This is a genomic window from Rhodopseudomonas rhenobacensis (genome assembly GCF_014203125.1).
Taxonomy (GTDB): domain Bacteria; phylum Pseudomonadota; class Alphaproteobacteria; order Rhizobiales; family Xanthobacteraceae; genus Rhodopseudomonas_A; species Rhodopseudomonas_A rhenobacensis.
In genome coordinates this window covers 197,765-221,881 of record NZ_JACHIH010000004.1, presented here as the reverse complement: position 1 = coordinate 221,881, position 24,117 = coordinate 197,765, and the positions used below count along the sequence as shown (strand labels likewise).

The 24,117-nt window shown below is 66.0% G+C and carries 24 protein-coding genes; 9 read left to right on the top strand and 15 right to left on the bottom strand.

Annotation, left to right across the window (positions count from 1 at the left end; all coding sequences use genetic code 11):
- Window positions 1–128 precede the first annotated feature (128 nt).
- The 8 genes from HNR60_RS06025 to lptF form a co-directional block, all read right to left on the bottom strand.
- Complete coding sequence (locus tag HNR60_RS06025) at window positions 129–1,079, bottom strand: hypothetical protein (RefSeq protein WP_184255354.1); 951 nt, start codon at window positions 1,077–1,079, stop codon at window positions 129–131.
- Window positions 1,080–1,238: 159 nt separating this feature from the next.
- On the bottom strand, window positions 1,239–2,294 hold the full coding sequence (locus HNR60_RS06020; RefSeq protein ID WP_184255352.1) for an alcohol dehydrogenase: 1,056 nt from the start codon (window positions 2,292–2,294) through the stop codon (window positions 1,239–1,241).
- Window positions 2,295–2,313: 19 nt separating this feature from the next.
- Complete coding sequence (gene rsmA, locus HNR60_RS06015; protein WP_184255350.1) at window positions 2,314–3,171, bottom strand: 16S rRNA (adenine(1518)-N(6)/adenine(1519)-N(6))-dimethyltransferase RsmA; 858 nt, start codon at window positions 3,169–3,171, stop codon at window positions 2,314–2,316.
- The gene (pdxA, locus tag HNR60_RS06010; protein WP_184255348.1) at window positions 3,168–4,190 is read right to left on the bottom strand and encodes a 4-hydroxythreonine-4-phosphate dehydrogenase PdxA; all 1,023 of its coding nucleotides are present in this window, start codon (window positions 4,188–4,190) and stop codon (window positions 3,168–3,170) included. The genes rsmA and pdxA overlap by 4 nt, the downstream gene beginning before the upstream one ends.
- Window positions 4,191–4,245: 55 nt before the next feature.
- Window positions 4,246–5,175: a SurA N-terminal domain-containing protein gene (locus tag HNR60_RS06005; RefSeq protein ID WP_184255347.1), complete on the bottom strand. Its 930-nt coding sequence runs from the start codon at window positions 5,173–5,175 to the stop codon at window positions 4,246–4,248.
- Between the two features lie 77 nt (window positions 5,176–5,252).
- Window positions 5,253–7,754 carry an LPS assembly protein LptD gene (locus HNR60_RS06000; RefSeq protein ID WP_184255345.1) on the bottom strand — a complete coding sequence of 834 codons (2,502 nt, stop codon included), beginning with the start codon at window positions 7,752–7,754 and terminating at the stop codon, window positions 5,253–5,255.
- On the bottom strand, window positions 7,754–8,842 hold the full coding sequence (lptG, locus tag HNR60_RS05995; protein ID WP_184255343.1) for an LPS export ABC transporter permease LptG: 1,089 nt from the start codon (window positions 8,840–8,842) through the stop codon (window positions 7,754–7,756). Before lptG ends, HNR60_RS06000 begins: the two co-directional genes overlap by 1 nt.
- Before the next feature lie 13 nt (window positions 8,843–8,855).
- On the bottom strand, window positions 8,856–10,022 hold the full coding sequence (lptF, locus tag HNR60_RS05990) for an LPS export ABC transporter permease LptF (RefSeq protein WP_184255341.1): 1,167 nt from the start codon (window positions 10,020–10,022) through the stop codon (window positions 8,856–8,858).
- A 409-nt stretch (window positions 10,023–10,431) separates the two neighbouring features.
- Here lptF and HNR60_RS05985 point away from each other — a divergent pair, with 409 nt between their 5' ends.
- From HNR60_RS05985 to HNR60_RS05975, 3 genes are all read left to right on the top strand, one after another.
- Window positions 10,432–11,931, top strand: a complete 1,500-nt coding sequence (locus HNR60_RS05985; protein WP_184255339.1) for a leucyl aminopeptidase — start codon at window positions 10,432–10,434, stop codon at window positions 11,929–11,931.
- On the top strand, window positions 11,928–12,380 hold the full coding sequence (locus HNR60_RS05980; RefSeq protein ID WP_184255337.1) for a DNA polymerase III subunit chi: 453 nt from the start codon (window positions 11,928–11,930) through the stop codon (window positions 12,378–12,380). Before HNR60_RS05985 ends, HNR60_RS05980 begins: the two co-directional genes overlap by 4 nt.
- Before the next feature lie 135 nt (window positions 12,381–12,515).
- Window positions 12,516–13,067 carry a hypothetical protein gene (locus HNR60_RS05975; RefSeq protein WP_184255335.1) on the top strand — a complete coding sequence of 184 codons (552 nt, stop codon included), beginning with the start codon at window positions 12,516–12,518 and terminating at the stop codon, window positions 13,065–13,067.
- Window positions 13,068–13,441: 374 nt separating this feature from the next.
- Here the strand turns inward: HNR60_RS05975 and HNR60_RS05970 are convergent, their stop codons facing one another.
- Both HNR60_RS05970 and HNR60_RS05965 read right to left on the bottom strand, forming a co-directional pair.
- Window positions 13,442–15,331: an ABC-F family ATP-binding cassette domain-containing protein gene (locus HNR60_RS05970; RefSeq protein WP_184255333.1), complete on the bottom strand. Its 1,890-nt coding sequence runs from the start codon at window positions 15,329–15,331 to the stop codon at window positions 13,442–13,444.
- A 64-nt stretch (window positions 15,332–15,395) separates the two neighbouring features.
- On the bottom strand, window positions 15,396–15,581 hold the full coding sequence (locus tag HNR60_RS05965; protein WP_184255521.1) for a hypothetical protein: 186 nt from the start codon (window positions 15,579–15,581) through the stop codon (window positions 15,396–15,398).
- 298 nt (window positions 15,582–15,879) lie between these two features.
- Here HNR60_RS05965 and ndk point away from each other — a divergent pair, with 298 nt between their 5' ends.
- From ndk to HNR60_RS05950, 3 genes are all read left to right on the top strand, one after another.
- On the top strand, window positions 15,880–16,302 hold the full coding sequence (gene ndk, locus HNR60_RS05960) for a nucleoside-diphosphate kinase (RefSeq protein WP_184255331.1): 423 nt from the start codon (window positions 15,880–15,882) through the stop codon (window positions 16,300–16,302).
- A gap of 78 nt (window positions 16,303–16,380) precedes the next feature.
- Complete coding sequence (locus tag HNR60_RS05955; RefSeq protein WP_184255329.1) at window positions 16,381–17,229, top strand: YjbE family putative metal transport protein; 849 nt, start codon at window positions 16,381–16,383, stop codon at window positions 17,227–17,229.
- 329 nt (window positions 17,230–17,558) lie between these two features.
- A complete protein-coding gene (locus HNR60_RS05950; protein ID WP_184255327.1) occupies window positions 17,559–17,762 on the top strand; it encodes a cold-shock protein in 204 nt (67 codons plus the stop codon).
- A 58-nt stretch (window positions 17,763–17,820) separates the two neighbouring features.
- Here the strand turns inward: HNR60_RS05950 and HNR60_RS05945 are convergent, their stop codons facing one another.
- From HNR60_RS05945 to HNR60_RS05935, 3 genes are read right to left on the bottom strand one after another with little or no spacing between them, the layout of a single operon-like run.
- The gene (locus HNR60_RS05945; RefSeq protein WP_184255325.1) at window positions 17,821–18,399 is read right to left on the bottom strand and encodes a YceI family protein; all 579 of its coding nucleotides are present in this window, start codon (window positions 18,397–18,399) and stop codon (window positions 17,821–17,823) included.
- Complete coding sequence (locus tag HNR60_RS05940) at window positions 18,396–19,007, bottom strand: cytochrome b (protein ID WP_184255323.1); 612 nt, start codon at window positions 19,005–19,007, stop codon at window positions 18,396–18,398. Before HNR60_RS05940 ends, HNR60_RS05945 begins: the two co-directional genes overlap by 4 nt.
- Before the next feature lie 20 nt (window positions 19,008–19,027).
- The gene (locus HNR60_RS05935; protein ID WP_184255321.1) at window positions 19,028–19,633 is read right to left on the bottom strand and encodes a YceI family protein; all 606 of its coding nucleotides are present in this window, start codon (window positions 19,631–19,633) and stop codon (window positions 19,028–19,030) included.
- 94 nt (window positions 19,634–19,727) lie between these two features.
- Here HNR60_RS05935 and HNR60_RS05930 point away from each other — a divergent pair, with 94 nt between their 5' ends.
- Entirely contained in the window at window positions 19,728–20,651 is a 924-nt protein-coding gene (locus HNR60_RS05930; protein ID WP_184255319.1) for a LysR family transcriptional regulator, read from the top strand.
- 29 nt (window positions 20,652–20,680) lie between these two features.
- Here HNR60_RS05930 and purN read toward each other — a convergent pair whose 3' ends face one another.
- A complete protein-coding gene (gene purN / locus HNR60_RS05925; protein WP_184255317.1) occupies window positions 20,681–21,337 on the bottom strand; it encodes a phosphoribosylglycinamide formyltransferase in 657 nt (218 codons plus the stop codon).
- Between the two features lie 5 nt (window positions 21,338–21,342).
- Window positions 21,343–22,416 (bottom strand): phosphoribosylformylglycinamidine cyclo-ligase, encoded by a 1,074-nt coding sequence (gene purM, locus HNR60_RS05920; RefSeq protein WP_184255315.1) that lies wholly within the window; start codon window positions 22,414–22,416, stop codon window positions 21,343–21,345.
- Between the two features lie 254 nt (window positions 22,417–22,670).
- Between purM and HNR60_RS05915 the strand changes: the two genes are divergently transcribed.
- A complete protein-coding gene (locus HNR60_RS05915; protein ID WP_184255313.1) occupies window positions 22,671–23,216 on the top strand; it encodes a CDP-alcohol phosphatidyltransferase family protein in 546 nt (181 codons plus the stop codon).
- An 88-nt stretch (window positions 23,217–23,304) separates the two neighbouring features.
- Window positions 23,305–23,982: a P-loop NTPase family protein gene (locus tag HNR60_RS05910; RefSeq protein ID WP_184255311.1), complete on the top strand. Its 678-nt coding sequence runs from the start codon at window positions 23,305–23,307 to the stop codon at window positions 23,980–23,982.
- The last annotated feature ends 135 nt before the right edge of the window (window positions 23,983–24,117 follow it).

Below are 24,117 nucleotides of genomic sequence, written 5' to 3'. Positions count from 1 at the left end.
CGGTGAGTACTGGATTCCGGGTTCGCTCGGCCTACGGCCTCGCGCCCCGGAATGACGGCCTCTTTTTGTGAGGCGGCTCGGCTCCATTGAGCAATAATGAGTTGGCGAATGATGGGCTCATGAGCTTGCTAGCTCGGCCGCGGCGCCTTGGCCAAGAGCTGCTCGATCGCATCGTCGCTCGGCGCCGATTGGGCGCGGTCGCGCGCGATGCGCAGCCAGTTCATCGGCGGCGGCTCGTCGTCCAACTCATCGGCAGCCACGTGCGCGGCATGGACGGGGGCGGCCGGCTCGATCCACGGCGCTTCGGAACGCGGCTCGGGAATCGCGACGTCGTCGATCGCGTCGTGATACAGCGCCTCGTCGCGGCGGATGATCGGCCGGGGCGCGCCGAACCGCATCACCAGATGCGCGATCAACGCGGCCAATCCCAGCGCCGCGGCGAGACCGGCGATCAGCAGCCACAGCGAATTGTCCGCGGCGACCGGCGCCGGCGTAGTGGCTGAGGGCGTGACGGCCGCGATCTCGGTCGTATCGGCGGGGCGCTCGCTGCTCGTTGCGGCGGCATCGCTCTGCGCCGCCTGGCGCTCCAGCCAGCGATTGGCGAAGGCGACGCGCTGGCTTTGCAGATCGGGTGATGCGGGGGCGGCCACCGCGTCGGCGGCGGCGAACGGTTCGGCCGGCTGCTGCTGCGGCGTGACGTTGCCGCGATTGCTGTCGGTCAACTCGCGGGTCGGCACATATTCGGCGCGCGCGTCGGACAAATTGCGTGGCGCCGGCGGCGACAACGGAGGAGGCGGCGGCGTTTCGGCGGCGGCGGGTTCCGGCGCCGCGGCCTCGGCGACCGCGGCGGTCGGTGCGGCGCTCTTGGCGCGGGTGTACCAGCACTGCCGTTTGGTTTCGCGCTCCAGCCGGTAGTACCAATGCGCACCCTTCGGCGCGGCGCCGTTCGGCGCGGTCAGGCAGTCGGCGGCGTGCAGCGGAGTGAGCGGCAGCATCGCGAGCCCGCCGCCCAGCACCATGGCGGCGATCGCAGCGCAAGCCCCAATCCGGTTGGGCGATGTCCGGTTGCGCTGTCGCATGCGCGTATCCCCTTTACTCAACGATGCGGTCGGTAACGTTTCGTTGAGAAATGGGGTGGCAATGCGCCGTAAATTCGAACAGCTTTGGGCAATATTCGGGCCCGCGCGGAGAGCCGTACGGGCCCGATCAGCAGCGCTTATCGGACAAGCCGGCGCGGTTCAGTTGGTCAGCACGACGCGGCCGACGACGTGGCCGGCGCGCAATTCGTCGATCCACTTCTGCACGTCGGCCATCGGCTGTTCCTGCATCGGCGCAGGCGCGATGGTGCCGGCGCGCGCCAGCTCCAGCAATTCCTTGGCCTCGTTCAGCGTGCCGGTCATGAAGCCTTCGATGGTCATCCGCTTGTAGATCCAGTTCACCATCGGCATCGAGAAGGTGCCGCCCATCAAGCCGGACACCACGATCTTGCCGCCGCGCGCCACCACGCCGGTGGCGAAGCCCATCGACTTGTCGTTGCCGGCGAAATCGACGATGGCGTCGAAGCCGCCGGTCTCCTTCATGATGCGCTTGATCAGGTCCGGCTCGGTGGGGTCGTAGGCGGTGGTAGCGCCGTTCTTGAGCGCGGTGTCGCGCGCCGCCGGATTGATATCGGCGACGCTGATGTCCTGCTTGAACATCGCCTTCGCCAGCGACAGCCCCATCATGCCGACGCCGCCGAGCCCGATCAGCAGCAGGTTGCGCTGCCGCTTGCGGTCGACCAGGCGCTTCAGCGCGCCATAGGCGGTGGCGCCCGAGCACATCAGCGTCGCCGCCTGGTTGATCGGCAAAGGATCGTAGTCGAGCAGATACTTGACGTCCGGCACCAGCACGTGGCTGGAGAAGCCGCCGTCGATCGCGACGCCGAGAAAGCGGTTGCGCACGCAGAGATTTTCATCGTCGTTGAGGCAGTCGCGGCACTGGCCGCAGCCGATCCAGGGAAACACCGCGGTCTTGCTGCCGACGAGCTCGCCCGGCGCATCCGGCCCGACCGCTTCGACCACGCCGGCGATCTCGTGGCCGAGCGTGAACGGCAGCGTCATGCCCTTGGTGGTGTCGAGTTTCTTGCCGGAGCCTAAATCGGCATAGCCGTCCTGGATGTGCAGATCGGAATGGCACAGCCCGCAGCGCTCCACCCGCACCAGCACTTCGCGGCCCTGCGGCTTCGGCGTCTCGACGATGGTCTCACACAACGGAGCATCGAATTTGACAAGCGATTGCCGACGCATCAACGCCATGGTGTTTGCTCCCTTGAAGCTATGTTTTTGTCGCTCGTATATTCTTCAATTCCCTGGCCATGGCAACAAAGCCCGACACCGGAATGGTCTCCGCGCGTCGCGTCGGATCGACGCCCGCGGCAGCGGCCAGCCGCGCCGGATCGGTGCCGAGCGGCTTCAAGCTTTGCCGCAGCATCTTGCGGCGCTGGCCGAATGCGGCGGCGGCGACCTGCTCCAGAATCTTCCGGTCGCACGGCTCGGGCTGTTCACGCGGCACTAAGCGCACGACCGACGACGTCACCTTGGGCTGCGGCACGAAGGCCGCGGGCGAAATGTCGAACAACAGCTTGGTCTCGGCGCGCCAATTCGCCAGCACCGCGAGCCGGCCATAGGCCTCGTCGTCTTCCGCGGCCACGATGCGTTCGGCGACCTCGCGTTGAAACATCAGCACCATGGTGTCGTACCACGGCGGCCACGGCTCGATGCTGAGCCAGCCGATCAACAACGATGTCGCGATGTTGTAGGGCAGGTTGGCGACGATTTTCGCGCGGGCGCCGTTGAGGAGGGGGCGCGGATCGATCGTCATCGCGTCGGCGCAGATGACCTCGAGGCGGCCGGGATAATGCGCGGCGATTTCCTGCAGTGCGCCGAGCGCGCGCTCGTCGCGCTCGATCGCGATCACCTTGGCGGCGCCGAGCGCCAGCAGCGCCCGGGTCAGCCCGCCGGGGCCGGGGCCGATCTCGATCACGGTGGCGGCGTCGAGTGGCCCCGCGGCGCGGGCGATCCGGGTCAGCAGATTGAGGTCGAGCAAAAAGTTCTGGCCGAGCGATTTGCGCGCCGACAGATCGTGGCGCTTGATGACGTCGCGCAGCGGCGGAAGCTCGTCGATGCCGCTCATGAAGGCTGCGTCGGGGTGGACATCCGCGCTGCCAGGCGCAGCGCTTCGATCAGGCTGGACGGATTGGCGCGGCCGCTGCCGGCGATGTCGAAGGCGGTGCCGTGATCGGGCGAGGTGCGCACGAACGGCAAGCCCAGCGTGACGTTGACGGCGTTGTCGAACGCCAGCGTCTTCACCGGGATCAGCGCCTGGTCGTGATACATGCACAGCGCGCAGTCGTAAGTCTGGCGTGCCGCTTCGTGGAACATGGTGTCGGCGGGCAGCGGGCCGCGGGCGTCGATGCCGTCGCGGCGCAGCATCTCGATCGCGGGCGCAATGATCGCCTGGTCCTCGCTGCCGAGACCGCCGTCTTCGCCGGCGTGGGGATTGAGCCCGGAGATCGCCAATCGCGGCTGAGCGATCGCCATGTGGCGGCGCAAGGCGCTGGCGACGATCCGCGCCGTCGAGACGATCAGTTCGGTGGTGAGCTGCGCGATGGCGTCGCGCAGCGGCAGATGGATGGTCACCGGCACCACGGCCAGCGTCGGCGACCACAGCATCATCACCGGCTGCGGCGCCGCGCCTTCGCCGCGCGCCAGCTCGGCGAGAAATTCGGTATGGCCGGGATGCTTGAAGCCGGCCTGGTACAGCACGCTCTTGGCGATCGGGTTGGTCACCACGGCGGCGGCGCGTCCGGCGATCACGTCGGCGACGGCCTGGCGGATCGAGCCGATCGCAGCGGCTGCGCTGCTGCCGTCCGGACGACCGGGCAGGGCGGTGACAGCGTGGCCGGTGGCGACGACGGGGAGGGCGTCGGCGAAAGCTGCTGCGGCCTGATCGGGCCGCACCTCGGCGACCGGCACGTCGAGGCCGAGCGCGGCGGCGCGGGCCTGCAGAAACGCCGGGTCGCCGAGCAGATAGAACGCCGGGATCTGCGACGTGGCGCGCCCGAGCCACGCCGCGAGCGCGATGTCCGGACCGATTCCGGCCGGCTCGCCCAGCGTCAGCGCCAGCGGCTTGTTGTTCGACACGGCCGTCATCCGACGCTCGGCTTAACGAACCGCGCCTCGTCGTGGCAACGCCGGCTCCGCAACACTAGCGGTACTCGATCATCGCCGCCTTGCGGACGTCGCGCAGATAGGATTTCGACTTGGCTTCGAACTTGTCCGCAAACATCTTGTCGCGGATCTCGCGCTTCTTCGGCGTATCCGCGGTGGTCGGCTTGCGCGCGCACAACGCCACCATCTCGACGCCCTGCTTGGTGACCTCGGGGGCGGTCAGATGTCCGATCGGGGTCTTGTCCAGCACCTCGCGCAGCACCTGCGGAATGTCCGCCGAGGTCTTGCTGACGGTGTCGCGGATCGCCGCGTTCTGCATCGACTTGAACAGGTCTTCGGCTTCGGCGCAGCTCTGCACCCGGTTGCGCAAGGCTTCCGCCTCCTTCATGCGCAATTCCCGCGCGGAGCCGGGCGCGCTGCGCGGCACGATCAGCACGATCGGCCGCATCTGATATTCGAAGCTGTCGCCCGACGATTTGTCGTCGCCGCCGAGCGCGGCCTGCACGTCCTTTTCGCCGACCAAGAGGCTGTCCTTGAAGCGGCCGCGCACCAGGCTGGTCCAGACCATTTCGGCGCGCATCCGGTGCCGCAGGGTCTCGGCGCGGATGCCCTGGGCCTCCAGCGACTTGGTCAGCGCTTCGGGCGACATCCGCATCCGCGCGCCCATGCTGGCGAACGAGCTGTCGATGTCCGAGGCGCTGGGATCGATGCCGAATTTCTTGCCTTCGCGGATCTTCACCTTCTCGTTGATCAATTCGTCGATCACCTGTTGCCGGCTCGGGCTCTTGTGGGTCGACAGCGACAACAGCTTGGAGCGCTGCTCGATGTCGTAATTGGTGATCGGTTCGCCGTTGACCATCACGGCGACGGTCTGCGCGTGCAGCTCGGGGCCGGCGCAGATCGCCAGCATCGCGACGGCGCAGCACAGCGCCACGCGGATCAGACGAAGGGGAGGGCTTGCAGTCATGTCAGGTCTGCCATGGGGCGGGTCGGATCCATCATTCTCCGAGCACGATGCCGGATTCACGAGACGCGCGCGCCGACCTATTGGCCGATCAGGCCGTTCGTGGCCCCCGACACGCTCTGCGAGAACGCGGTGGTGCCGATCGTTCGCAACCCGATCTGAAGCATGACGGAATGGCTAAGTGTGGGCGGGGCCAGCGAATTGGTCGAATAAGAATACGCCGTGACGTAATTCAGCCCGAGCACGAAGCAGTCGTCCACGTAGCCGGCGCCGACGATGTACTGGTCGATCTTGTTGGCTTCGAGATCCCAGCGCGCGCCGCCGGTCAGCACCCAGTTGGAGGCGAGCTTGACCGACCCGGTTCCCAGGATGCCTTCGCGGCGGTCCAGCAGGCCGAGATCCGGCTGCGCGGCATAGTTTCCATAGATCATCGACACCGACCAGCGATTGAAGCTGGCGCTGCCTTCGGCCTCGAAGCGCTGCACGCTGGCAGTGGCTTCGTCGAACCGCGCCCGGGTGGTGAATTTGAAGGTGCTGTTCGGCGAATAGGACGCCCGCGCCACATAATCCGAGCGCGCCTTGTCGAGGCCGGAATCGAGCCCGGTGTTGATCAGGTCGGCCACCGCGTAGGAGTTCATGCCGAACAGATGGTAGGACTGGCCGAACAGCACGTTGACCGAACCGCCCTTGTCGAACTGGGTGGTGGCCTGCACGCCGACATTGGCGCGGCCGCCGCCTTCGATGCGGTCGTAGCCGGAGAACTTGTTGACGTCGAACAGGTTGTCGGCGCCGAACACCATGCTCTGGGCGTCCTCGTTGGGCAGACGGCCGGCATAGGTTTCGTTCGGACGGACGATGATCTGCGCGATCGGCTCCACCGTGGTGGTGCCCCACGGCTGCACGTTGATGAAGGGGTAGCGATATTCCAACCCTACGGTCGGCATCACCCGCAGCGCCTGGGTGTCGCCGGTCTTGATGAAGTCGGAAACGCCGGGCTGGTTCGAGATCGAGGAATCGATCGCGTCGACCCGCAGCGAGGCGAACGGCGTCCAGATCTGGCCGTAGGAGTCGGTGTAGGACCGCCGCCACTGCGCCTCGGCGCTGAAACGGGTGTAGGTGCCGGGAATGCCGCGCAGCAGGCAGCTCGCCGGCATTCTCGCCAACGGATCTGCGGATGCGGCCAGACACAGACCATTCAAATTGGCCGTGGTCGTCACCGGGTCGAAATCGGCGTTCTGCCGGGTGAGGCTGGTCAGGTTGGTCTTGAAGCTGACCTCGCCGCCGAGAATCGGCCGGTTGAACACGTTGGCGTAATCGATGACCGGCAGCACCACCGGGATCTGGCTCTGCACGTCATAGCCGCTGAAGCCCTGGAAGTAGAACGCCCGCGCGTCGAAATAGCTGCGGTTGCCGACGCCGGTCAGATAGATGTCCGAGGTCGCCTCGTTGGACTGGCTGAGGAAGGTGCCCAGCGTGTCCTTGTACTGCGCCAGCCGGTAGTCGATGAAGAAGGTCTTGTCGGACATCAGGACGCCGTCCCAACCCCAGACCCATTTGTCGTTCAGCGCGAACTGGCCCTTGGTGTCGATGGCGCCGCGGAATTCGCGCTGGCCGGGGGTGCCGACCAACGCCTTGTTGTCGGGATCGAGCTGGTCGATGCCGTAGGCGCGAATCTGGTAGGCGCCGTCGAGCAGACGCTGGCGGAATTCGCCCTGCATCAACACGCCCTGGGTGGTGGTGTAGCGCGGCGACACGGTGAAGTCGTAGTCCGGCGCCAGCGCCCAATAGAACGGCACCTCGAAGCCCGAGCCGAACGCCGAACTCGAGAGATAGATCGGCATCAGGAAGCCGGTCTTGCGCTGCACGGTGGGGTCGGGCGTCGAGAAATACGGCAGATAGGCTAACGGGACGCCGAAGAATTCGAGCTGGGCGTTCTCGAAATACAGCATCTTCTCGTTTTGATCGTGGATGATCCGGGCGCCCTTGACCTGCCACAGCGGCGGCTTCTTCGGGTTGTCCCGGCACGGCGCGCAGGCGGTGTAGACGCCGTTCTGGAACACGTTGTAGGTGCCCTCGGTGCGCTCCGCCCGCGACGCCGCGATGCGGGTCTGGTTGGCGGTGTCGACGCGCAGCGAATCGACGAAACCGTCGCGGTAGTCGTCGCTCAGATCGAGCTGGTTGGCGTAGGTGATCTTGCCGTCCGCATCGGTCATGCGGACGTTGCCTTCGGCCTGCAGCCGCTTGGTCTTCTGGTCGTAAACCACCTTGTCGGCCTCGACGGTGGTGCCGCCGTAGAACATCTGCACCTTGCCGACCGCCGACACCCGCGAGTTGTTGTAGTCGTAATCGACCTCGACGGCCTGAACCAGCATCTGCCCGGTATCGGCCGTGGGCGGCGCCTTGGGGCGCACCGGCGGCTGATTGAAGGTGAAACTCTGGGCGGCCGCCGGCGTTGCCGCCACGACTCCGAACGCCGTGGTCCCGACCAGCGCGCTCAGCACGGCGGACATGACAAGGCGACCGCGGCGCACCGCGCCGCGCTGCCGCAAAGTCCACAGCCGTTCCACGAGGGCGGCGACCACTATCCGTCCTCCAGGTGCAGCAAGGCTAAAAAACCAGCGAGACTTCCCACGCACACGGGGAGCCACGCTGCAGCAAGCGGATGCATTAACTCGGCCTTGCTCAGATCTTCGGTTACTTTCGACAGGATATAGAGCAGAAACCCTGCGCCCACGCCACTCAAAACCATCTTTTGAACACCGCCAAAACGGAAGAATCGCAAGCTAACAGAAGCCGCTAGCATAACCATAGCGGCAAGAAGAAACGGCCGTGCCAGTAGCTTATGAAACTGTAGCCGGTAACCGGCCGTGGCAAATCCAGAGCTCTCCGACGAGCGGATATAGCCCGGCAGTTGCCAAAATGACACAGTCTCGGGGGTGGAAAAGCTGTTGCGGACCTGGGCCAGCGTCAGAGTCGTCGGCAGCAGGAAAACCTCCTGGTCGACCGGCGGGCCGTCCAATGTGTAACGCCGCAGGTTCTTGAACCGCCAGAACCCCGGTTCCAGCGTCGCCTCGCGGGCCTCGATTCGCTCCTTGAACGAGAAGTCCGGCTCGAACCGGAACACGCTCAAGCCGGTCAGCAGCGCACCCTGCTGCTGGCTGCGCGAAGCGTTGATGATCGCCTGGCCCTCGCTGGTGACCTGGTTGATCCAGAAACCGCTGGCGTCCTGCAGGCTGCCGGAGGAGTCGCCGAACATCTCGGCTTCCATCTGCTTGGCGCGCTCCTGCATGTTCGCCGACATCGGATTGAACACCACGGTGGCGAACACGCCCAGCGCCAGCGCGCTCCACAGCGCCGGCGCTATGAATTGCCAGGCCGAAATCCCGGCGGCGCGCGCCACCACCAGTTCGAGGCGTCGCGACAACGCCAGGTAGCAGGTCATCGCGCCGATCAGGATGCAGAACGGCATCAGCCGCTCCAAGAGCTGCGGCACCCGGTACACCGAGGTCTGCACGATCAGCAGCGCCGAGATCGACGGCCGGCCGCCGGCGCGGCGCAGCAGGTCGATGTAATCAACGAACACCAACAGCACGAACAGGCCGGCGAACACCGCCAGCGCCGCGGTGACGAATCGTGCCGCGAAATAGCGGTTGAGGGTGCTGGCGATCATGCGCGGGGTCCGGTCATGACGGCATCGGACGCAGGCGGAGGCGGGCCAGCGAGGCGGTCAGCGCGTTGATCAGCTCCATCAAGCGCGCCGGCGGCTCGATGACGATGTTGCGGGCGATCACCCACAAGCTCACAGCCAGCGTCGCGCCGAGCAGCAGATATTGCGCCGCGGCGACCGCCGGCGTGCTGCTGGTCACAATCGAGCAGGCGAATCCGGCGAGCCGCACCGCGAACACCGCGGCGATCGCCCCGGCCATCGAGAAGTTGCGGCTCTGCCGCGTGGTGCGCGGCAGCCCGAGAAACGCAAAGGTCAGCGCCGCGAACACGAAGGGATAGATCGGCGCCAGGAGGCGGTCGTGCATCTCGGCGCGAAACTGGTTCGGCAGCCGGGCGTACAGCGCATCGCCGGGCTCCGGCCACAGCAATTCCCAGAGATAGCGTTCGCGGATGCCGTAGGTGACGTCGCGCGCCCGGGAGAACTTCGACATGTCGAAGGCGTAGCGGCCGAACGCCACCAGCGCGGGATCCTGCTTGCCGGTTTCGAAGCGCTGCAGCGTGCCGTCTTCCAGCACCAGGAACGAGCCGTCTTCGTTCTTCAGCACGGTGCCATGGTCGGCGATGATGCTGACGCGCTCGTTGGGGTCGCGGCGATCGTCGATGAATACGCCGACCAGCACGCCGCCGGGCTGGCGTTCCCGCACCCGGATCGTCAGGTTGGTTTCGAGCTGCGAGAAGCGGCCGGGCTGCAGGATGTTGGCGAGAATGTCGGCGGTGATTTCGCTGTCCCAGCGGTTGATCCGGCGCAGGCCTTCCGGCGCGACATAGGCCGAGATGAAGCCGACCAGGATAGCCACCACCACCGAGGCGAACATGAAGGGGCGCACCAGCCGCAGCGGCGACAACCCGGCGGCGTTCATCACGATGATTTCCGAATCATTGGCCAGCCGGTTCAGGGTGTGGGCGACCGCAATCATCAGCGCCACCGGGGCGATCACCAGCACCAGAACCGGCACCGCCATGCCGGTGAGGCCGAGGAAGGTCAGGATGGTCTGACCCTGGCTCGTCATCAGATCGATTCCGCGCAACGCCTGGGTAATCCAGATCACGCCGGTGAGGCTGGCCAGGATCACCGCAAACGACGTCAGCGTCGTGCGGAATATGTAGCTGTCGATCGACCCCATCGCTCCGCACGATCCCCAATTCCGGGCGCGGTGCCGCTTCGCACCGCTCCGAACCCCCGTCAACGAATCTCCCGTCGCCGCCAGGCTCTTCCCCATCCTGACAGGACCATTACCATCTGTCTGATCCGTCAACAAAATGGCTGGGGCATGGCACCTTCTGCGGATGGTTAATGTTTCCCGGATGTCACCGGAAAGCCACGCTTTGCGGTTTCGGCTCGCGTTTCCGGCGGCGAGCGGTTTTCAACTGCAGCCGGGGCGAGCACCGGCTGCGCTCTTGGCAGCAAGGGGAAGGAAGGCTCATAGTGGGGCCATCATCCCGCGCCGGATCCGAAACCGACGATTCCGCGAGCCAGTTCGTCCGGATCGTCGCCTCGACCGACCTTTGCCCAAGTTTTTTGGAGGATTGCCCATGCCCGACGCCGTCAACGTTGGCTTCGTTCCGATGGCCACGAGCGCGCGCGGCGTGCTGTTCGTGTTTTGCGATGACACGCTGAAATTCGGCCCCGACACCGTCAAGGCGGTCGGCACCGCCGCGAATGCGGTGAAGCGCGCCGCGGCGACCAGCCAGTTCAAGGGCAAGAGCGGATCGACGCTGGACATCCTGGCGCCGGAGGGCCTCAAGGCCTCGCGGCTGGTGGTGATCGGGGTCGGCAAGCTCGACGCCATCAAGGACCACGACTTTCTCAAGCTCGGCGGCGCGCTGGCCGGCAAGATCGGCGGCGGCAAGGAGCCCGTCACCGTGATCGCCGAACTGCCGAGCGGCGCCATGACCCCGGCGCAGGCCGCGGCGATCGCCGCCGGCGTGCGGATGCGGGCTTACAAGTTCGATCGCTACAAGACCAAGAAGAAGGACGGCGACGACACCCCGCTCGACGCCAGCGTGGCGATCGCGGTGCGCGATGTGGCGGCCACCAAGAAGGCCTTCGCGCCGCAGAACCACGTCGTCGACGGCGTGATCATGGCGCGCGAACTGGTCAACGAGCCGCCGAACGTGCTGTATCCGGTGGAATTCGCGCGACGCGCCAGCCAGTTGCGCAAGCTCGGCGTCGCCGTCGAGGTGCTCGACGTGCCGGCGATGAAGCGGCTGAAGATGGGGGCGCTGCTCGGCGTGTCGCAGGGCTCGACGCAGCCCGGCCGCACCGTGATCATGCGCTGGAACGGCGGCAAGAAGGGCCAGCAGCCGGTGGCCTTCGTCGGCAAGGGCGTGTGTTTCGACACCGGCGGCATCTCGATCAAACCGTCGGGCAGCATGGAAGACATGAAGGGCGACATGGGCGGCGCGGCGTGCGTGGTCGGGCTGATGCACGCGCTGGCGGCGCGCAAGGCCAAGGTCAACGTGGTCGGCGCCATCGGCCTCGTCGAGAACATGCCGGACGGCAACGCGCAGCGGCCCGGCGATATCGTTACCTCGATGTCCGGTCAGACCATCGAGATCATCAACACCGACGCCGAAGGCCGCCTGGTGCTGGCCGACGTGCTTTGGTACGTGGCGAAGAAGCACAAGCCGAAATTCATGGTCGACCTCGCCACCCTGACCGGGGCGATCCTGGTCGCGCTCGGCACCGAATATGCCGGGCTGTTCTCCAACAACGACGAACTGTCGCAGCGGCTGACCGAAGCGGGCCAGGCGACCGGCGAGCGGGTATGGCGGATGCCGATGGGGCCGGAATACGACAAGATGATGGACTCGCAATTTGCCGACATGAAAAACGCCGGCGCCCGCCATGGCGGCTCGATCACCGCGGCGCAGTTCCTGCAGCGCTTTGTCGACGATACGCCGTGGGCGCATCTCGACATCGCCGGCACCGCGATGGGGGCGGCGAAGACCGACATCAATCAGAGCTGGGGCTCCGGCTACGGCGTGCGGCTGCTGGATCGGCTTGTTGCGGACTATTACGAGTCCAAATGACCGAAGTGCTGTTCTACCATCTGCAGAATATGACGGTGGAGAAAGTCCTGCCGTCATTGCTGGAGAAATCGCTGCAGCGCGGCTGGCGGGTGGTGGTGCAATCCACCACCGAGGAGCGCGCCGACGCGCTCGATGCCCATCTGTGGACCTATCGTGACGATTCGTTTCTGCCGCACGCCACCTGGCGGGTGGCGGACGCCGCGCAGCAGCCGATCGTTTTGACCGCCGACGAAGCCAACCCGAACGGCGCCAAGGTCCGATTCCTGGTCGACAATGCGGCGTTGCCGGCGGATATCGCCTCGTACGAACGCCTGGTGCTGGTGTTCAATGGCGACGACGACGAGGCCATCGTGATGGCCCGCGCGGCGTGGACGGAGAGCAAATCGCGCGGCTTGGCGGTGATCTACCGGCAGGCCGACGGCTCCGGCGGCTGGCAAAGCCGGGAATAGCCCGCGCGGCCGATAGCGATGGTCGCTGAACGATGCTACCTTCGGCTGCAACGAGGTGTCCGCCGGCGGTCACGGTCGTGCCGTAAATGGATGGTTGTACAACCGCTTAAGCTGCTGAATGGGGCGAACTTGACCGTGCGACAGAAAATCACCTCCCGCGCCTTGCTGTTGTTGTGTGTGGGCGCGCCCTTGCTGGGCGGCTGCTCGGCGACCTCGGATATGTTTTCGTCGGACCTGCTGTCGCGCGACGCCGAATGGTTTTCGCGGCCCGGCCGCGTCTTCATCAAGAACGTCTCGATCGAAACCCCGCCGCTGACCCCGGACAAGCCGGTGGCGCCGGAGGATCTGATCAGCGCCGACGGCATGTGCCCGGGGATGTCGCCGCCGGCCGATGCCAACGCGCTGACCGATGCCGGCGGCGCTGCGGCGCAGCCGTCGCGCAGCGGCGTGGTGGCGCTCGGCCACACCGAGTGCGACGTCGCGCGCGGCGCCGGCGCCCCCGACAATGTCAGCCTGTCGACCAATCCGCGCGGCGACCGCGTCGCGCTGCTGACCTATTCGCGCGGACCGCGCGCCGGCCTCTATACCTTCACCGCGGGCCGGCTGAGCTCGATCGAACGCGCGCCCGAGGCGGCGCCGCAACCGAAGGCCGGCAAGCCGAGGGCGAAGAAGCACGCGGCGGGATAAGCTCAATTACTTCGAGTTTGTGCGTGCCCCGGACGTAGCGCAGCGCGCCGCTCTTGCGGCGTGGTACGCTACAGAGCCGGGGCCGTTACGGACCGCAGCGCTTGGAACGGTCCCGGGTCAGCGGCGCAGCGCTCCGCGCTGCACCGCGCCCGGGACACGGCCCGTTCACTCGTGCGCCTGATCGCTTCGATGTCTGTCATTCCGGGGCACGAGCCGCGTGAGCGGCGAGTGAGCCCGGAATCCAGTATTCCAGGGCGGTGATTACTGGATTCCGGGTTCGCTCGGCCTGCGGCCTCGCGCCCCGGAATGACAGCCGCGTTTTCGATTGGGCGCTAAACAGACATCAGAACGGTTAGCAACGCCCGGCTATCAGTTCACCCCTGCGCCTGGTCGTAGGACGCGCTCGCCGCCAGCCAGGTCTCCTCGGCCTTCTGCAACGCGGCTTCGGCGCCGGCGCGGGCCTTGCTGAGTTGCGCCGCCTGCTTCGGATCCTTCTTGAACAGACCGGGCAGCGCCAGCGCGGTGTCGAGCTTGGCGATGATGCCGGTGATCCGCTCCATCTCCGCCTCGGCGGCGGCGATCTGCTGCTTCAGCGACGGTTTCTTGTCGCCTTTGGCACGCGCGGGCTTGCCGTTGCTTGCCTCGTTGCTACGCTCTTGCGCATTGGCGGCGCGGTCGCGCGGGCTCGACCGCATGCCGCGGCTCGACAGCACCGAGCGGCGATAATCGTCGAGGTCGCCGTCATACGGCGTGACCTTGTGATCGGCCACCACCCACAATTGATCGGCGCAGGCTTCGATCAGGTAGCGGTCATGCGACACCATGATCACCGCGCCGGGATAATCGTTGATCGCTTCTGCCAACGCCGCGCGGCTGTCGATGTCGAGATGGTTGGTCGGCTCGTCGAGGATGATCATGTTGGGACCGAAGAAGGTGGCGAGCCCCAGCAGCAGCCGCGCCTTTTCGCCGCCCGAGAGCGACTTCACGATGGTGTCGCCGGCCTTGCCGGAAAAGCCGAGCGCGCCGGTGCGGCCGCGGATCTTGGTCTCGGTGGCGTCCGGCATCAGCTTGCGGACGTGGTCGTAGGGCGAGCCGTCTTCGTTCAATTCGTCGAGCTGGTGCTGGGCGAAGTAAGCGATCGACAATTTGTCGGCGCGGATCACCGAGCCGGAGAACGGCGCCAGCCGGTTGGCCAACAGCTTCACCAGCGTCGACTTGCCGTTACCGTTGGAGCCGAGCAGGGCGATGCGGTCTTCGGTGTCGATCCGCAGCGTGACGTGCTTGAGCACCGGGTGCTTGTGGTCGTAGCCGACGGTGACGTTGTCGACCGCGATGATCGGCGGCGACAGGATCTTCTCCGGCGCCGGGAAATGGAATTCCTTGACGTCCTGCGTCACCAGCGCCGACACCGGCTTCATCCGCTCCAGCATTTTCACGCGAGACTGTGCTTGGCGCGCCTTGGAGGCGGTGGCCTTGAAGCGGTCGACGAACGACTGCAGATGCTTGCGCTGCGCCTCCTGGCGCTTGAAGTTCTTGGCGTCGAGCGCTTCCTTGTTGGCGCGGAATTCCTCGTAAGCGGAATACGTGCCGCGGTAGTGCACCAGCTTGCCGCGGTCGAGATGCAGGATCTCGTTGACCGAGGTGTCCAAGAGGTCGCGGTCATGGCTGATCACGATCACGGTGCGCGGATAGTTGGCGAGATGGTCCTCCAGCCACAGCGTGCCTTCGAGATCGAGATAGTTGGTCGGCTCGTCGAGCAGCAACAGGTCGGGCGCCGAGAACAGCGTGGCGGCCAGCGCCACCCGCATCCGCCAGCCGCCGGAGAACTCCGAGCAGGAGCGCGCCTGATCGGCGGTGGAGAAGCCGAGGCCGGAGAGGATCGCGGCGGCGCGGGCAGGGGCGGAATGGGCGTCGATGTCGACGAGCCGGGTCTGGATCTCGGCGATGCGATGCGGATCGTGCGCGGTCTCGGCTTCGATCAACAGCGCGTCGCGTTCGAGATCCGCCTTCAGCACCACTTCGAGCAGGGTTTCCGGGCCGTTCGGGGCTTCCTGGGCGAGGCTGCCGATCCGCCAGCGCGGCGGCAGCGAGATCGAGCCGGTCTCGGTCGGCAATTCGCCGCGGATGGCGTGGAACAGGGTGGACTTGCCGGCGCCGTTGCGGCCGATAAAGCCGACGCGGGCGCCCGGCGCGATCTGCGCGGTGCCGTGGTCGATCAACAGCCGTCCGGCGAGCCGGATCGAGATTTCATTGAGTGAGAGCATGCCGCGTTGTGACCGGCTCCCCGGTCAAACGCAACCCCGCAGCGGCGGGGCGCGCCGCTGCGAGCTACTTTTGGCCGTCGCGCCGGCGCATCTCGGCGAGCAATTGCTCCAGCCGATCGGGCAGCCTGGGGTTGTCCAGCGGCAGGCTCTGCTGCAGCTTTTCGCCGATCGCACGGCAGATCGAACGGATGGTTCGGCTGTCGATGGGTTCGCTGTTGGAGGCGGTCGGCATCGCGTGTTCCAGTGTCATGAGGTCTTCACAGGACTAAGTCCGTGCCGCGGCAATGGTTTCTTCGCCCCGGGATTGCACGCGGATTCAGTAAAAGTTGAGTAAATATTGGCCTGAGTTCCGCCACAAGTCGGGAAAAGCCGGACATCGGGACCTGCGCGGAGGGATTTGCCGGGCGAGACCGCGGGCCCGGCGGTGTGGTCGAGCGCAAGCCCGCGGGCGAGCGGCGCCGGGCGGGCGGCTTGCCGTTCCGGAACGGCGTCGATATAAGCGCCGCACCTCTCCAAAGCTCAAAAACACCGTATCTCAAGGACAACACATGGCCATTGAACGCACCTTTTCGATCCTCAAGCCCGACGCCACCGCGCGCAATCTGACGGGCGCGATCAATGCGCTGATCGAGCAGGCCGGTCTGCGGATCGTCGCGCAGAAGCGCATCCGCATGACCCGCGACCAGGCCGAGACCTTCTACGCCGTGCACAAGGCGCGGCCGTTCTTCGGCGAACTGGTCGACTTCATGGTTTCCGGCCCGGTCGTTGTGCAGGTGCTGGAAGGCGAGGGCGCCGTGCTGAAATATCGCGACGTGATGGGCGCCACCGATCCGTCGAAGGCCGCCGACGGCACCATCCGCAAGGCGCATGCGCAGTCGATCGGCGAGAATTCGGTGCACGGTTCCGACGCCCCGGAAACCGGTGCGATCGAAATCGCGCAGTTCTTCTCCGGCAACGAAATCGTCGGCTGATCTATCGACTTCGACATCACGCCAGGCATGGTCGACACCAGCCTGGCGTGATGCTATGCCGCGGCCCGTGAGGTGACCGTGGACTGGCTGCAGCAAATCGTCGATTCCGTGAGTATCGGAACCCTTGCCGGCCAGTTTCACAGCGAAATGCAACAGCCGACGTTCTGGCTCGCGGTCGGCAAAATCATCTGGATCAACATTCTGCTGTCCGGCGACAACGCGCTGGTGATCGCGCTCGCCTGCCGCGCGCTGAACAAGCGGCAGCGGATGTGGGGCATGGTGCTGGGCGCCGGCATCGCGGTGCTGCTGCGGATCATCTTCACCGGCATCGTCGCGACGCTGCTGGAACTGCCCTATCTGAAGCTGGTCGGCGGGCTGATCCTGATCGTGATCGCGGCCAAGCTGTTGGTTCCGGACGACGAAGACGAGAACAGCGTCAAGGCCGCAGCGCATCTTTGGCGCGCGGTGCAGATCGTGGTCGTCGCCGATATCGTCATGAGCCTCGACAATGTGATTGCGGTCGCCGCCGCCGCCAACGGCAGCGTGCCGCTGCTGATCCTCGGCCTTGCGATCAGCGTGCCGCTGATCGTCGCCGGCGCGGCGCTGATTCTTCTGGTGCTGAACCGGCTGCCGATCCTGGTGTGGGCCGGCGCCGCGCTGCTGGGCTGGATCGCCGGCGACATCATGGCGACGGATCCGGCGGTGCATCCCTGGCTGCAGCGCCTGCTCGACGGCAAAATCGGCTTCGATCTCGATCTGAATTCGTCGCTGTTCGGCGTCGCCAAGCATCTCGCCGGCTTCGAAAATCTCGGCGAATTCACGCTGTCGCTGGCCGGCGCCATCGTGGTGCTGAGCGTGGGCACGCTGTGGCGGCGCGCCAAGCAACGCGAGGTCGCGGCGGACGCCGCCCGAATCGATCCGGCCTGATCAACGACAGCGGACGCCGCGCGGTGCAGGGCTGGCTTCGCCCGGAGGCTTGCGAATACCGCCGTTTCGTGTTGCAATCGCTTCACAATCGGAATTAGGCCGTTCGACTGTGCGTTTCACGACCCGAAAACAAACAGACATCCGGAAGCCGGTTTGTGGCGCGGCACGCATCAAGCGTGGCGCGTCTTTTTCGTCGTGGGTGTTTTTGCGGCAGGGTGGGATCCGGCTTGCCGGCGGAAAGCGCTCTCAAATGACCATAAGGATGCGCGCCGACTGATCGCAATGCCGGTAGCCACTTTTGCGAGCAAGCGCGCTGGAGGAGACAGACGATGCAGAAGGGCACCGTCAAGTGGTTCAACCCGACCAAGGGCTATGGGTTCATCCGGCCGACCACCGGGGACAAGGACGTGTTCGTCCATATCTCGGCGGTCGAACGCGCGGGACTTAGCACCCTCAATGAGAACCAGGCCATCGAGTATGAGCTGGTCGAAAATCGCGGCAAGACCTCCGCGGAAAACTTGAAGATCTCGTAACCCGCCATCGCGCAGTGATTGTGACGACGGCCCCCGGCGCGCAGCCGGGGGTTTTTTGCTACGGGGCGGCTGTGGCGATCAGGTCGATATCGACGCCGACCGCAAACGCCACATAGGCGTCGCTGCTCCAGGCATTCTGTCCGACCCCATAGGCGTTGCGCAGCAGATCGACGTGGCCCTTGGCGTGGGCGACGCCATCCTTCGTGTCGAGCGTGAACGGCAGCACCAGGTCGCGGCTGACGCCGCGCAGCGACAGCGTGCCCTGCGCCTCATAGGCGTTGCCGCCCTTGGCGACGAAACGCTTGGCCTCGAAGGTCGCGGTGGGGAAGCGGGAGACGTCGAACCAGTCTTCGCCGGGCAGCGCCTGGTCGCGCTGCTTGTCGCCGGTCGTGGCGCTGCCGAGTTCGATCGCGATCACCGCATGCCCGCCTTCGGGCGCGGCCGGGTCGAAATCGATCGTCGCCTGATAGCGGCCGAACTTGCCCTGAAAGCGTTCGCCGGTTTGCGTGCCGGAAAACCCGATCTGGCTGCGCGCCGGATCGACCTTCCAGCTGGAAGCCTCGGCGGCGTTGCTAACAACGACGCCGAGCGTGGCCACGGCCAAAATCCGCGCGGCTTTGGCAAAAAATCCGATCATGTCGGTGTCCTTTCCGAAGGCGCGCCGTCCGACGCGGTTTTGCCCGCGGGCTTCACGCCCGGCAGCATCCGATGCAGCACATCGTCACCGACGACAAAATGATGCCGCAGCGCCGCGGCGCTGTGCAGCCCGATCAGCGCGATCAGCACGAAGGCGCCATAGGCGTGGATGTTGTCGAACACCGCCGACCAGCGTGCCTTGTCGGCCAAGTGCGGCAGCCACGGCAGATCGGGCCAGCTCAATACCCCGAACAGTACGGTCGGAATTTTCAGCGGCGAGGCGGAGACCAGCGCCCAGCCGGTCAACGGCAGTCCGATCATGAACAAATACAGCAGCGCATGGCTGCCGGCCGCGGCCTTGCGCTCGAGTTGCGGCATACGCTCCGGCAAGGCCGGCGGCCGATGCGTCAACCGCCACAACACCCGCAGCACGGCGAGGCCGAGGACGCTGATGCCGATCGATTTGTGCAGCTGATAGAGCTGAAACTTGGTCGCCATCGCGATCGGCGCGTGCGCCATCGTCAGGCCGATGACGATCAGCGCGACGATCAGCGCTGCGATCAGCCAATGCAGGCCGATCGCAACGCCGGTGTAGCGAGAACGGGTCATCGCGACCGCGTCCGCGTTGGTCAGCTCTGCTTTTCGAAGGCGGCGCTGATGGTGATATCGACCTCGTCGCCGATCAGCGGCACGTAGGTCTTGACGCCGAAATCGCTGCGCTTGAGCGAGCCGGTGAGATCGAAGCCAACAGTGACCTTCTTGTTCAGCGGATTGACGCCGGCGCCGTGCAGCTTGGCATTGAGCGTCAGCGGCTTGGTGACGCCGTGCAGGGTGAAATTGCCGGTCACCTTGGCTTCGTTCGGGCCGGTGGGGGTGACGCTGGTGGCCTTGAAGGTGATCTGCGGGAAGGCCTTGGCGTCGAGCCACTGGTCGCCCTTCAGCTCGTCATTGAGCTTGGCGACCGGCGTATTCACCGAGATGGTCGGCACGGTGACGTCGAAGGTGCTCTTCGCCGGCGCCTTCGGATCGAGCTGCAGCGCGCCCGAGGCGTCGCTGAACCGGCCGCGGAAATTGCTGAAGCCCATATGGGAGACGCCGAACTCCACCTGGGTGTGGCCGGGATCGACGGCGTAAGTGCCGGCCTCGACCTGAGGGGCCGCGGCGGTTTGCGCCAGCGCCGGGACGGTGAAGGCCAAGGTGACGGCCAGGACGGGCAACAGCAGAGATCGCGCCATGAAAATAGCTCCTTTTTGCAAGTTGATAGCGTTTAGCCCAAGACTTTGTCCGAAAATAGAGAAAGAGTTTAGCTTGGCATGATCTATAATTTAGATGATGTCTGATGCCCTCACCCTCGACCAAATCCAGCTTCTGCTCGCCGTGGTCGATCACGGCAGCTTTTCGGGCGCCGCGCGAAAACTCAACCGCGCGCAATCGGCGGTCACCTATGGCATCCAAAAGCTGGAGGCGCAGCTCGGCGTGGCGCTGTTCGATCGCTCGAGCTATCGGCCGTCGCTCACCGACGCCGGACGCGCATTGTTGCCGCGGGCCCGGCGCATCGTCGAGGAAACCGCCGCGCTTCGCGATCAGGCGCAGGGGCTCGCCGGCGGGCTGGAAGCCGAACTGACGGTGGTGATCGACGCGATGTTTCCGATGCCGCGGCTGGTCGAGGCGCTGCGCGCGTTCACGGCCAAATTCCCGACGGTGCCGCCGCGGATCTACGTGCAGTCGATGGGGGCGGGGGCGGAATTCGTGCTCAACGGCACCTGCATGATCGGGCTGTTGCCGCTGGTGTTCAGCGATACGGCGGGGCTGCAGCACGTGCCGCTGCTCACCGTGCAGCTGTTGCCGGTGGTGGCGCAGGACCATCCGCTGGCGCAGCTGGATGGACCGATTCCGACCGACGTCATCCGGCGCCATCTGCAGCTGGTGCTCACCGATCGCTCGGCGCTCACCGAGGGCCGCGATTACGGCGTGCTGTCGTCGCAGACTTGGCGGGTGGCGGATCTCGGCACCAAGCACGCCATGCTGTTGGCCGGGCTCGGCTGGGGCAGCATGCCGACGCATCTGGTGGCCGATGACGTGCGCGACGGCCGTCTCAAGGTGATCCATCCCGCCGAGTTCGACGCTCGGACCGCGCATTTGGTAATGGGCGCAGCGCATCTGGCGTCACGCCCGCTCGGGCCGGCGGCGCTGTGGATGATGCAGCATTTTTCCGAAACCGCGGCCGAGGAGGCCGGCAGCGCCGCGTCATAGATGCTGCAGCTCGGCCAGCGCCGCCGAGGTCAACGCGGCGGCGGCACGATCAGGCTGTCATCGCAGCTCTGCAACGTCACCAGCCGGCAATAGTCGCCGTCGAGCCGGGCGGCGTCCGAGGCCACCAGCCGCAGCGCTTCCGGATAGATCTTGTGTTCGACGCTCAGCACCCGCGCGGCCAAGCTCTCGGCGTCGTCGTCGTCGCGCACCGCGACCGCGCCCTGCATCACGATCGGGCCGGCATCGGTTTCCGGAATCACGAAATGCACCGTCGCGCCGGAAATCTTGACGCCGGCGCGCAGCGCCTGGCCGTGCGGGTCGAGCCCGGGAAACGACGGCAGCAGCGAGGGGTGGATGTTCAGAATCTTGCCGTGCCAGCGCTGCACGAATTCGGCGGTGAACAGCCGCATGAAGCCGCCCAGGCAAATCAGCTCGACGCGGGCGTCGTCGAGCGCCGCCTGCAGCTTGGCCTCGAAGCCGGCGCGATCCTTGCCGAACGGCTTGCTCTCCACCACCACGGTCGGGATGCCGGCCTGTTCGGCGATTGCGAGGCCGCCGGCCGAGGCGGTGTTGGACATCACCGCGACGATGTCGGCGGGAAAATCCGCATCGGCCGCGGCGGCGTCGATCAGCGCGGCCATGTTGGAGCCGCGCCCGGAAATCAGGATGGCAACGCGACGCTTCACGGGGCTCACCACGCCAGATCGAGATGGCCGCTATAGACCACGCGGTGCTCGCCCTTGGCTTTGATGACTTCGCCGAGCAGGCAGACGGTTTCGCCGGCCTCGGTCAGAATCTCGCTGACCCGTTCGACCGCGTCGGCCCTGACGATGGCGATCATGCCGATGCCGCAATTGAAGGTGCGCAGCAGCTCAAGTTCGGCGATCTCGCCTTGCTCGGCCAGCCATTTGAATACCGGCAACACGGGCAGCCGCGGCAGGTCGATGCCGACGCCGAGATGCGCCGGCAGCACGCGAGGAATGTTGTCGGTGAAGCCGCCGCCGGTGATGTGGGCGAGGCCCTTCACCGCGCCGGTCTCGCGGATCGCGCGCAGGCAGGATTTCACATAGAGCTTGGTCGGCGCCAACAGCGCGCCGCCGAGCGTCATCACCGGCGAGAACGGCGCGTTGGCGTCGTAGCCGAGGCCGGAGCGTTCGACGATCTTGCGCACCAGCGAGAAGCCGTTGGAATGCACGCCGGAGGAGGCCAGCCCGATCACCACGTCGCCTTCGGCGATGTCCTTGGTGGGGAGCAGGGTGCCGCGTTCGGCCGCGCCGACCGCGAAACCGGCGAGATCGTAATCGCCGTCCTTGTAGAGGCCGGGCATTTCCGCGGTCTCGCCGCCGATCAGCGCACATCCGGAGTCGCGGCAGCCCTCGGCGATGCCGGCGACGATCGCCGCGGTGGCCTCCGGATCGAGCTTGCCGCAGGCGAAGTAGTCGAGAAAGAACAAGGGCTCGGCGCCCTGCACCACGAGGTCGTTGACCGACATCGCCACCAAATCGATGCCGATCCCGGTATGCAGCCCGGCCTCGATCGCGATCTTGACCTTGGTGCCGACGCCGTCGGTGGCGGCGACCAGCACCGGATCCTTGAAGCCCGCAGCCTTCAGATCGAACAGGCCGCCAAAGCCGCCGATTTCGGCGTCGGCGCCGGGGCGGGCGGTGGCCCGGACCATCGGCTTGATCAGATCGACGAGGCGGTTGCCGGCGTCGATATCGACACCGGCGTCGGCATAGGTGAGGCCGTTCTTGCGGTCGGTCATAGCCGTATCCTGGGGCATTGCGGCGAGCCAGTTCGCCGGCGCGAAATGCTCGACTGGATTAACCATAGCGCCACGCGCCGCCGCAGGGGAACCCCGGCCGGCCGCGGGCCTTGTAATGCCGGGCTGGTTACGTCGGATTACGCCAACGTGCAATGGCTCGCGTGCCGGCGTTATATTATGTAGACAGGATGCAGACCCCGGTCGCCAGAGTTCAGTCGCGTGTTGGCAGTGAGGCCGGGAGCCGGAATCGTTGCGTGAGCATTCCAAACATCATTACGCTCGGCCGCATTCTGCTGGTGCCGGTGATCGTCTGGGCGATCGCGTCCAATCAGATGGAAATCGCCTTCGCGCTGTTCATCGTCGCCGGCGTCAGCGACGCGGTCGACGGCTTCCTCGCCAAGCGGTTCAACATGGCGAGCGAATTGGGCGCGCTGCTCGACCCGTTGGCCGACAAGGCGCTGTTGGTGTCGATCTATGTGGCGCTGGGAATCGAGAACGCGATCCCGCGCTGGCTGGTGATTTTGGTGGTGTCGCGCGACATCATGATCGTCGGCGCGGTGATCGTGTCCTGGGTGTTCGGCAAGCCGATCCCGATGAAGCCCCTGATGGTGTCGAAGCTCAACACCGTGGCGCAGGTCAGCTTCGCCGCCTTGATCCTGGCGGCGCTCGGCTTCGGGGTTTCGCCGGAGCCTTACGATCTTATTCTAATGGGCCTGGTGGCCGTCTTGACCTTGCTTTCGGTGTCCTTCTATCTCGTCGAATGGACCAAGCACATGGGCACCGTCGAGCGCCGTCAATAGCGCCGGGTCCCCGACAAACGTCTCCCCGGACGACCGATCTGCGCTAGAGTGGACGACAAGGCCGGTGGAGCCGGCATGGAGTAATCGCGTGGCAGCCCGCGTTCAACCTCGTCAACTGGCCTTGGCTTTGCCGCATGCCGAGAGCCTGTCGCGCGACGATTTCCTCGAAGGTCCCGCCAACAGCGAAGCCTTGACGCTGATCGACCATTGGCCGGACTGGCCGAACCGGGTGATGCTGCTGACCGGGCCGGAAGGCTCCGGCAAGAGCCATCTGTCCTCGATCTGGGCCGAGCAGGCCGGCGCCCGCGCCATCACCGCGCATGCGCTGACCTCGGCCGCGGTGCCGGGCGCGCTGGCGACCGGGGCGCTGGTGGTCGAGGATTTCTGCCCGCCCAGCATTGACGAGCGGGCGCTGTTTCATCTGCTCAATCTGGCGCGCGAGGATCAGGCCTATGTGCTGATCACCTCGCGGCTGCCGCCCTCGGCGTTTCAGATCGACTTGCGCGACCTGCGCTCGCGGCTGCGCGCGGTGCCGGTGGTGACGCTGCAGCCGCCCGACGACCAGCTGTTTCGCGCCCTGATCGTCAAATTCTGCGCCGACCGGCAGATGAGCGTCGACGAAAACCTGGTGAGCTTTCTGGCCAATCGGATCGACCGCTCGTTCGCGGCGGCACGGCAGGTGGTGGAGCGGCTCGACACCGAGGCGCTGCGGCTCGGCCGGCCGGTGACCCGGGCGCTGGCCGCGGAACTATTGCGCGATCTCTGAGTCATCGCCGCGGCATCGTGCCCGCGCGACGCCGCTTGACGCGGTTCGCCGCAGGCCCCTCAATGTCAGAGAACTGTCACAACTATCAGCGATGGTCCGCGGCCGATCGTTGAACGCCCCCGTCATTCGCCTGCA

Coding starts and splice junctions, on each gene's coding strand:
- HNR60_RS06025 (WP_184255354.1), bottom strand. CDS start 1,079: ATGCGACAGCGCAACCGGACATCGCCCAACCGGATTGGGGCTTGCGCT.
- ndk (WP_184255331.1), top strand. CDS start 15,880: ATGGCCATTGAACGCACCTTTTCGATCCTCAAGCCCGACGCCACCGCG.
- lptG (WP_184255343.1), bottom strand. CDS start 8,842: ATGATCGCCAGCACCCTCAACCGCTATTTCGCGGCACGATTCGTCACC.
- HNR60_RS05980 (WP_184255337.1), top strand. CDS start 11,928: ATGACCGAAGTGCTGTTCTACCATCTGCAGAATATGACGGTGGAGAAA.
- lptF (WP_184255341.1), bottom strand. CDS start 10,022: ATGGGGTCGATCGACAGCTACATATTCCGCACGACGCTGACGTCGTTT.
- HNR60_RS05940 (WP_184255323.1), bottom strand. CDS start 19,007: ATGACCCGTTCTCGCTACACCGGCGTTGCGATCGGCCTGCATTGGCTG.
- HNR60_RS05935 (WP_184255321.1), bottom strand. CDS start 19,633: ATGGCGCGATCTCTGCTGTTGCCCGTCCTGGCCGTCACCTTGGCCTTC.
- HNR60_RS05945 (WP_184255325.1), bottom strand. CDS start 18,399: ATGATCGGATTTTTTGCCAAAGCCGCGCGGATTTTGGCCGTGGCCACG.
- rsmA (WP_184255350.1), bottom strand. CDS start 3,171: ATGAGCGGCATCGACGAGCTTCCGCCGCTGCGCGACGTCATCAAGCGC.
- HNR60_RS05965 (WP_184255521.1), bottom strand. CDS start 15,581: ATGACACTGGAACACGCGATGCCGACCGCCTCCAACAGCGAACCCATC.
- HNR60_RS06020 (WP_184255352.1), bottom strand. CDS start 2,294: ATGGCGTTGATGCGTCGGCAATCGCTTGTCAAATTCGATGCTCCGTTG.
- HNR60_RS06005 (WP_184255347.1), bottom strand. CDS start 5,175: ATGACTGCAAGCCCTCCCCTTCGTCTGATCCGCGTGGCGCTGTGCTGC.
- pdxA (WP_184255348.1), bottom strand. CDS start 4,190: ATGACGGCCGTGTCGAACAACAAGCCGCTGGCGCTGACGCTGGGCGAG.
- purM (WP_184255315.1), bottom strand. CDS start 22,416: ATGACCGACCGCAAGAACGGCCTCACCTATGCCGACGCCGGTGTCGAT.
- HNR60_RS05950 (WP_184255327.1), top strand. CDS start 17,559: ATGCAGAAGGGCACCGTCAAGTGGTTCAACCCGACCAAGGGCTATGGG.
- HNR60_RS05970 (WP_184255333.1), bottom strand. CDS start 15,331: ATGCTCTCACTCAATGAAATCTCGATCCGGCTCGCCGGACGGCTGTTG.
- HNR60_RS05930 (WP_184255319.1), top strand. CDS start 19,728: ATGATGTCTGATGCCCTCACCCTCGACCAAATCCAGCTTCTGCTCGCC.
- HNR60_RS05985 (WP_184255339.1), top strand. CDS start 10,432: ATGCCCGACGCCGTCAACGTTGGCTTCGTTCCGATGGCCACGAGCGCG.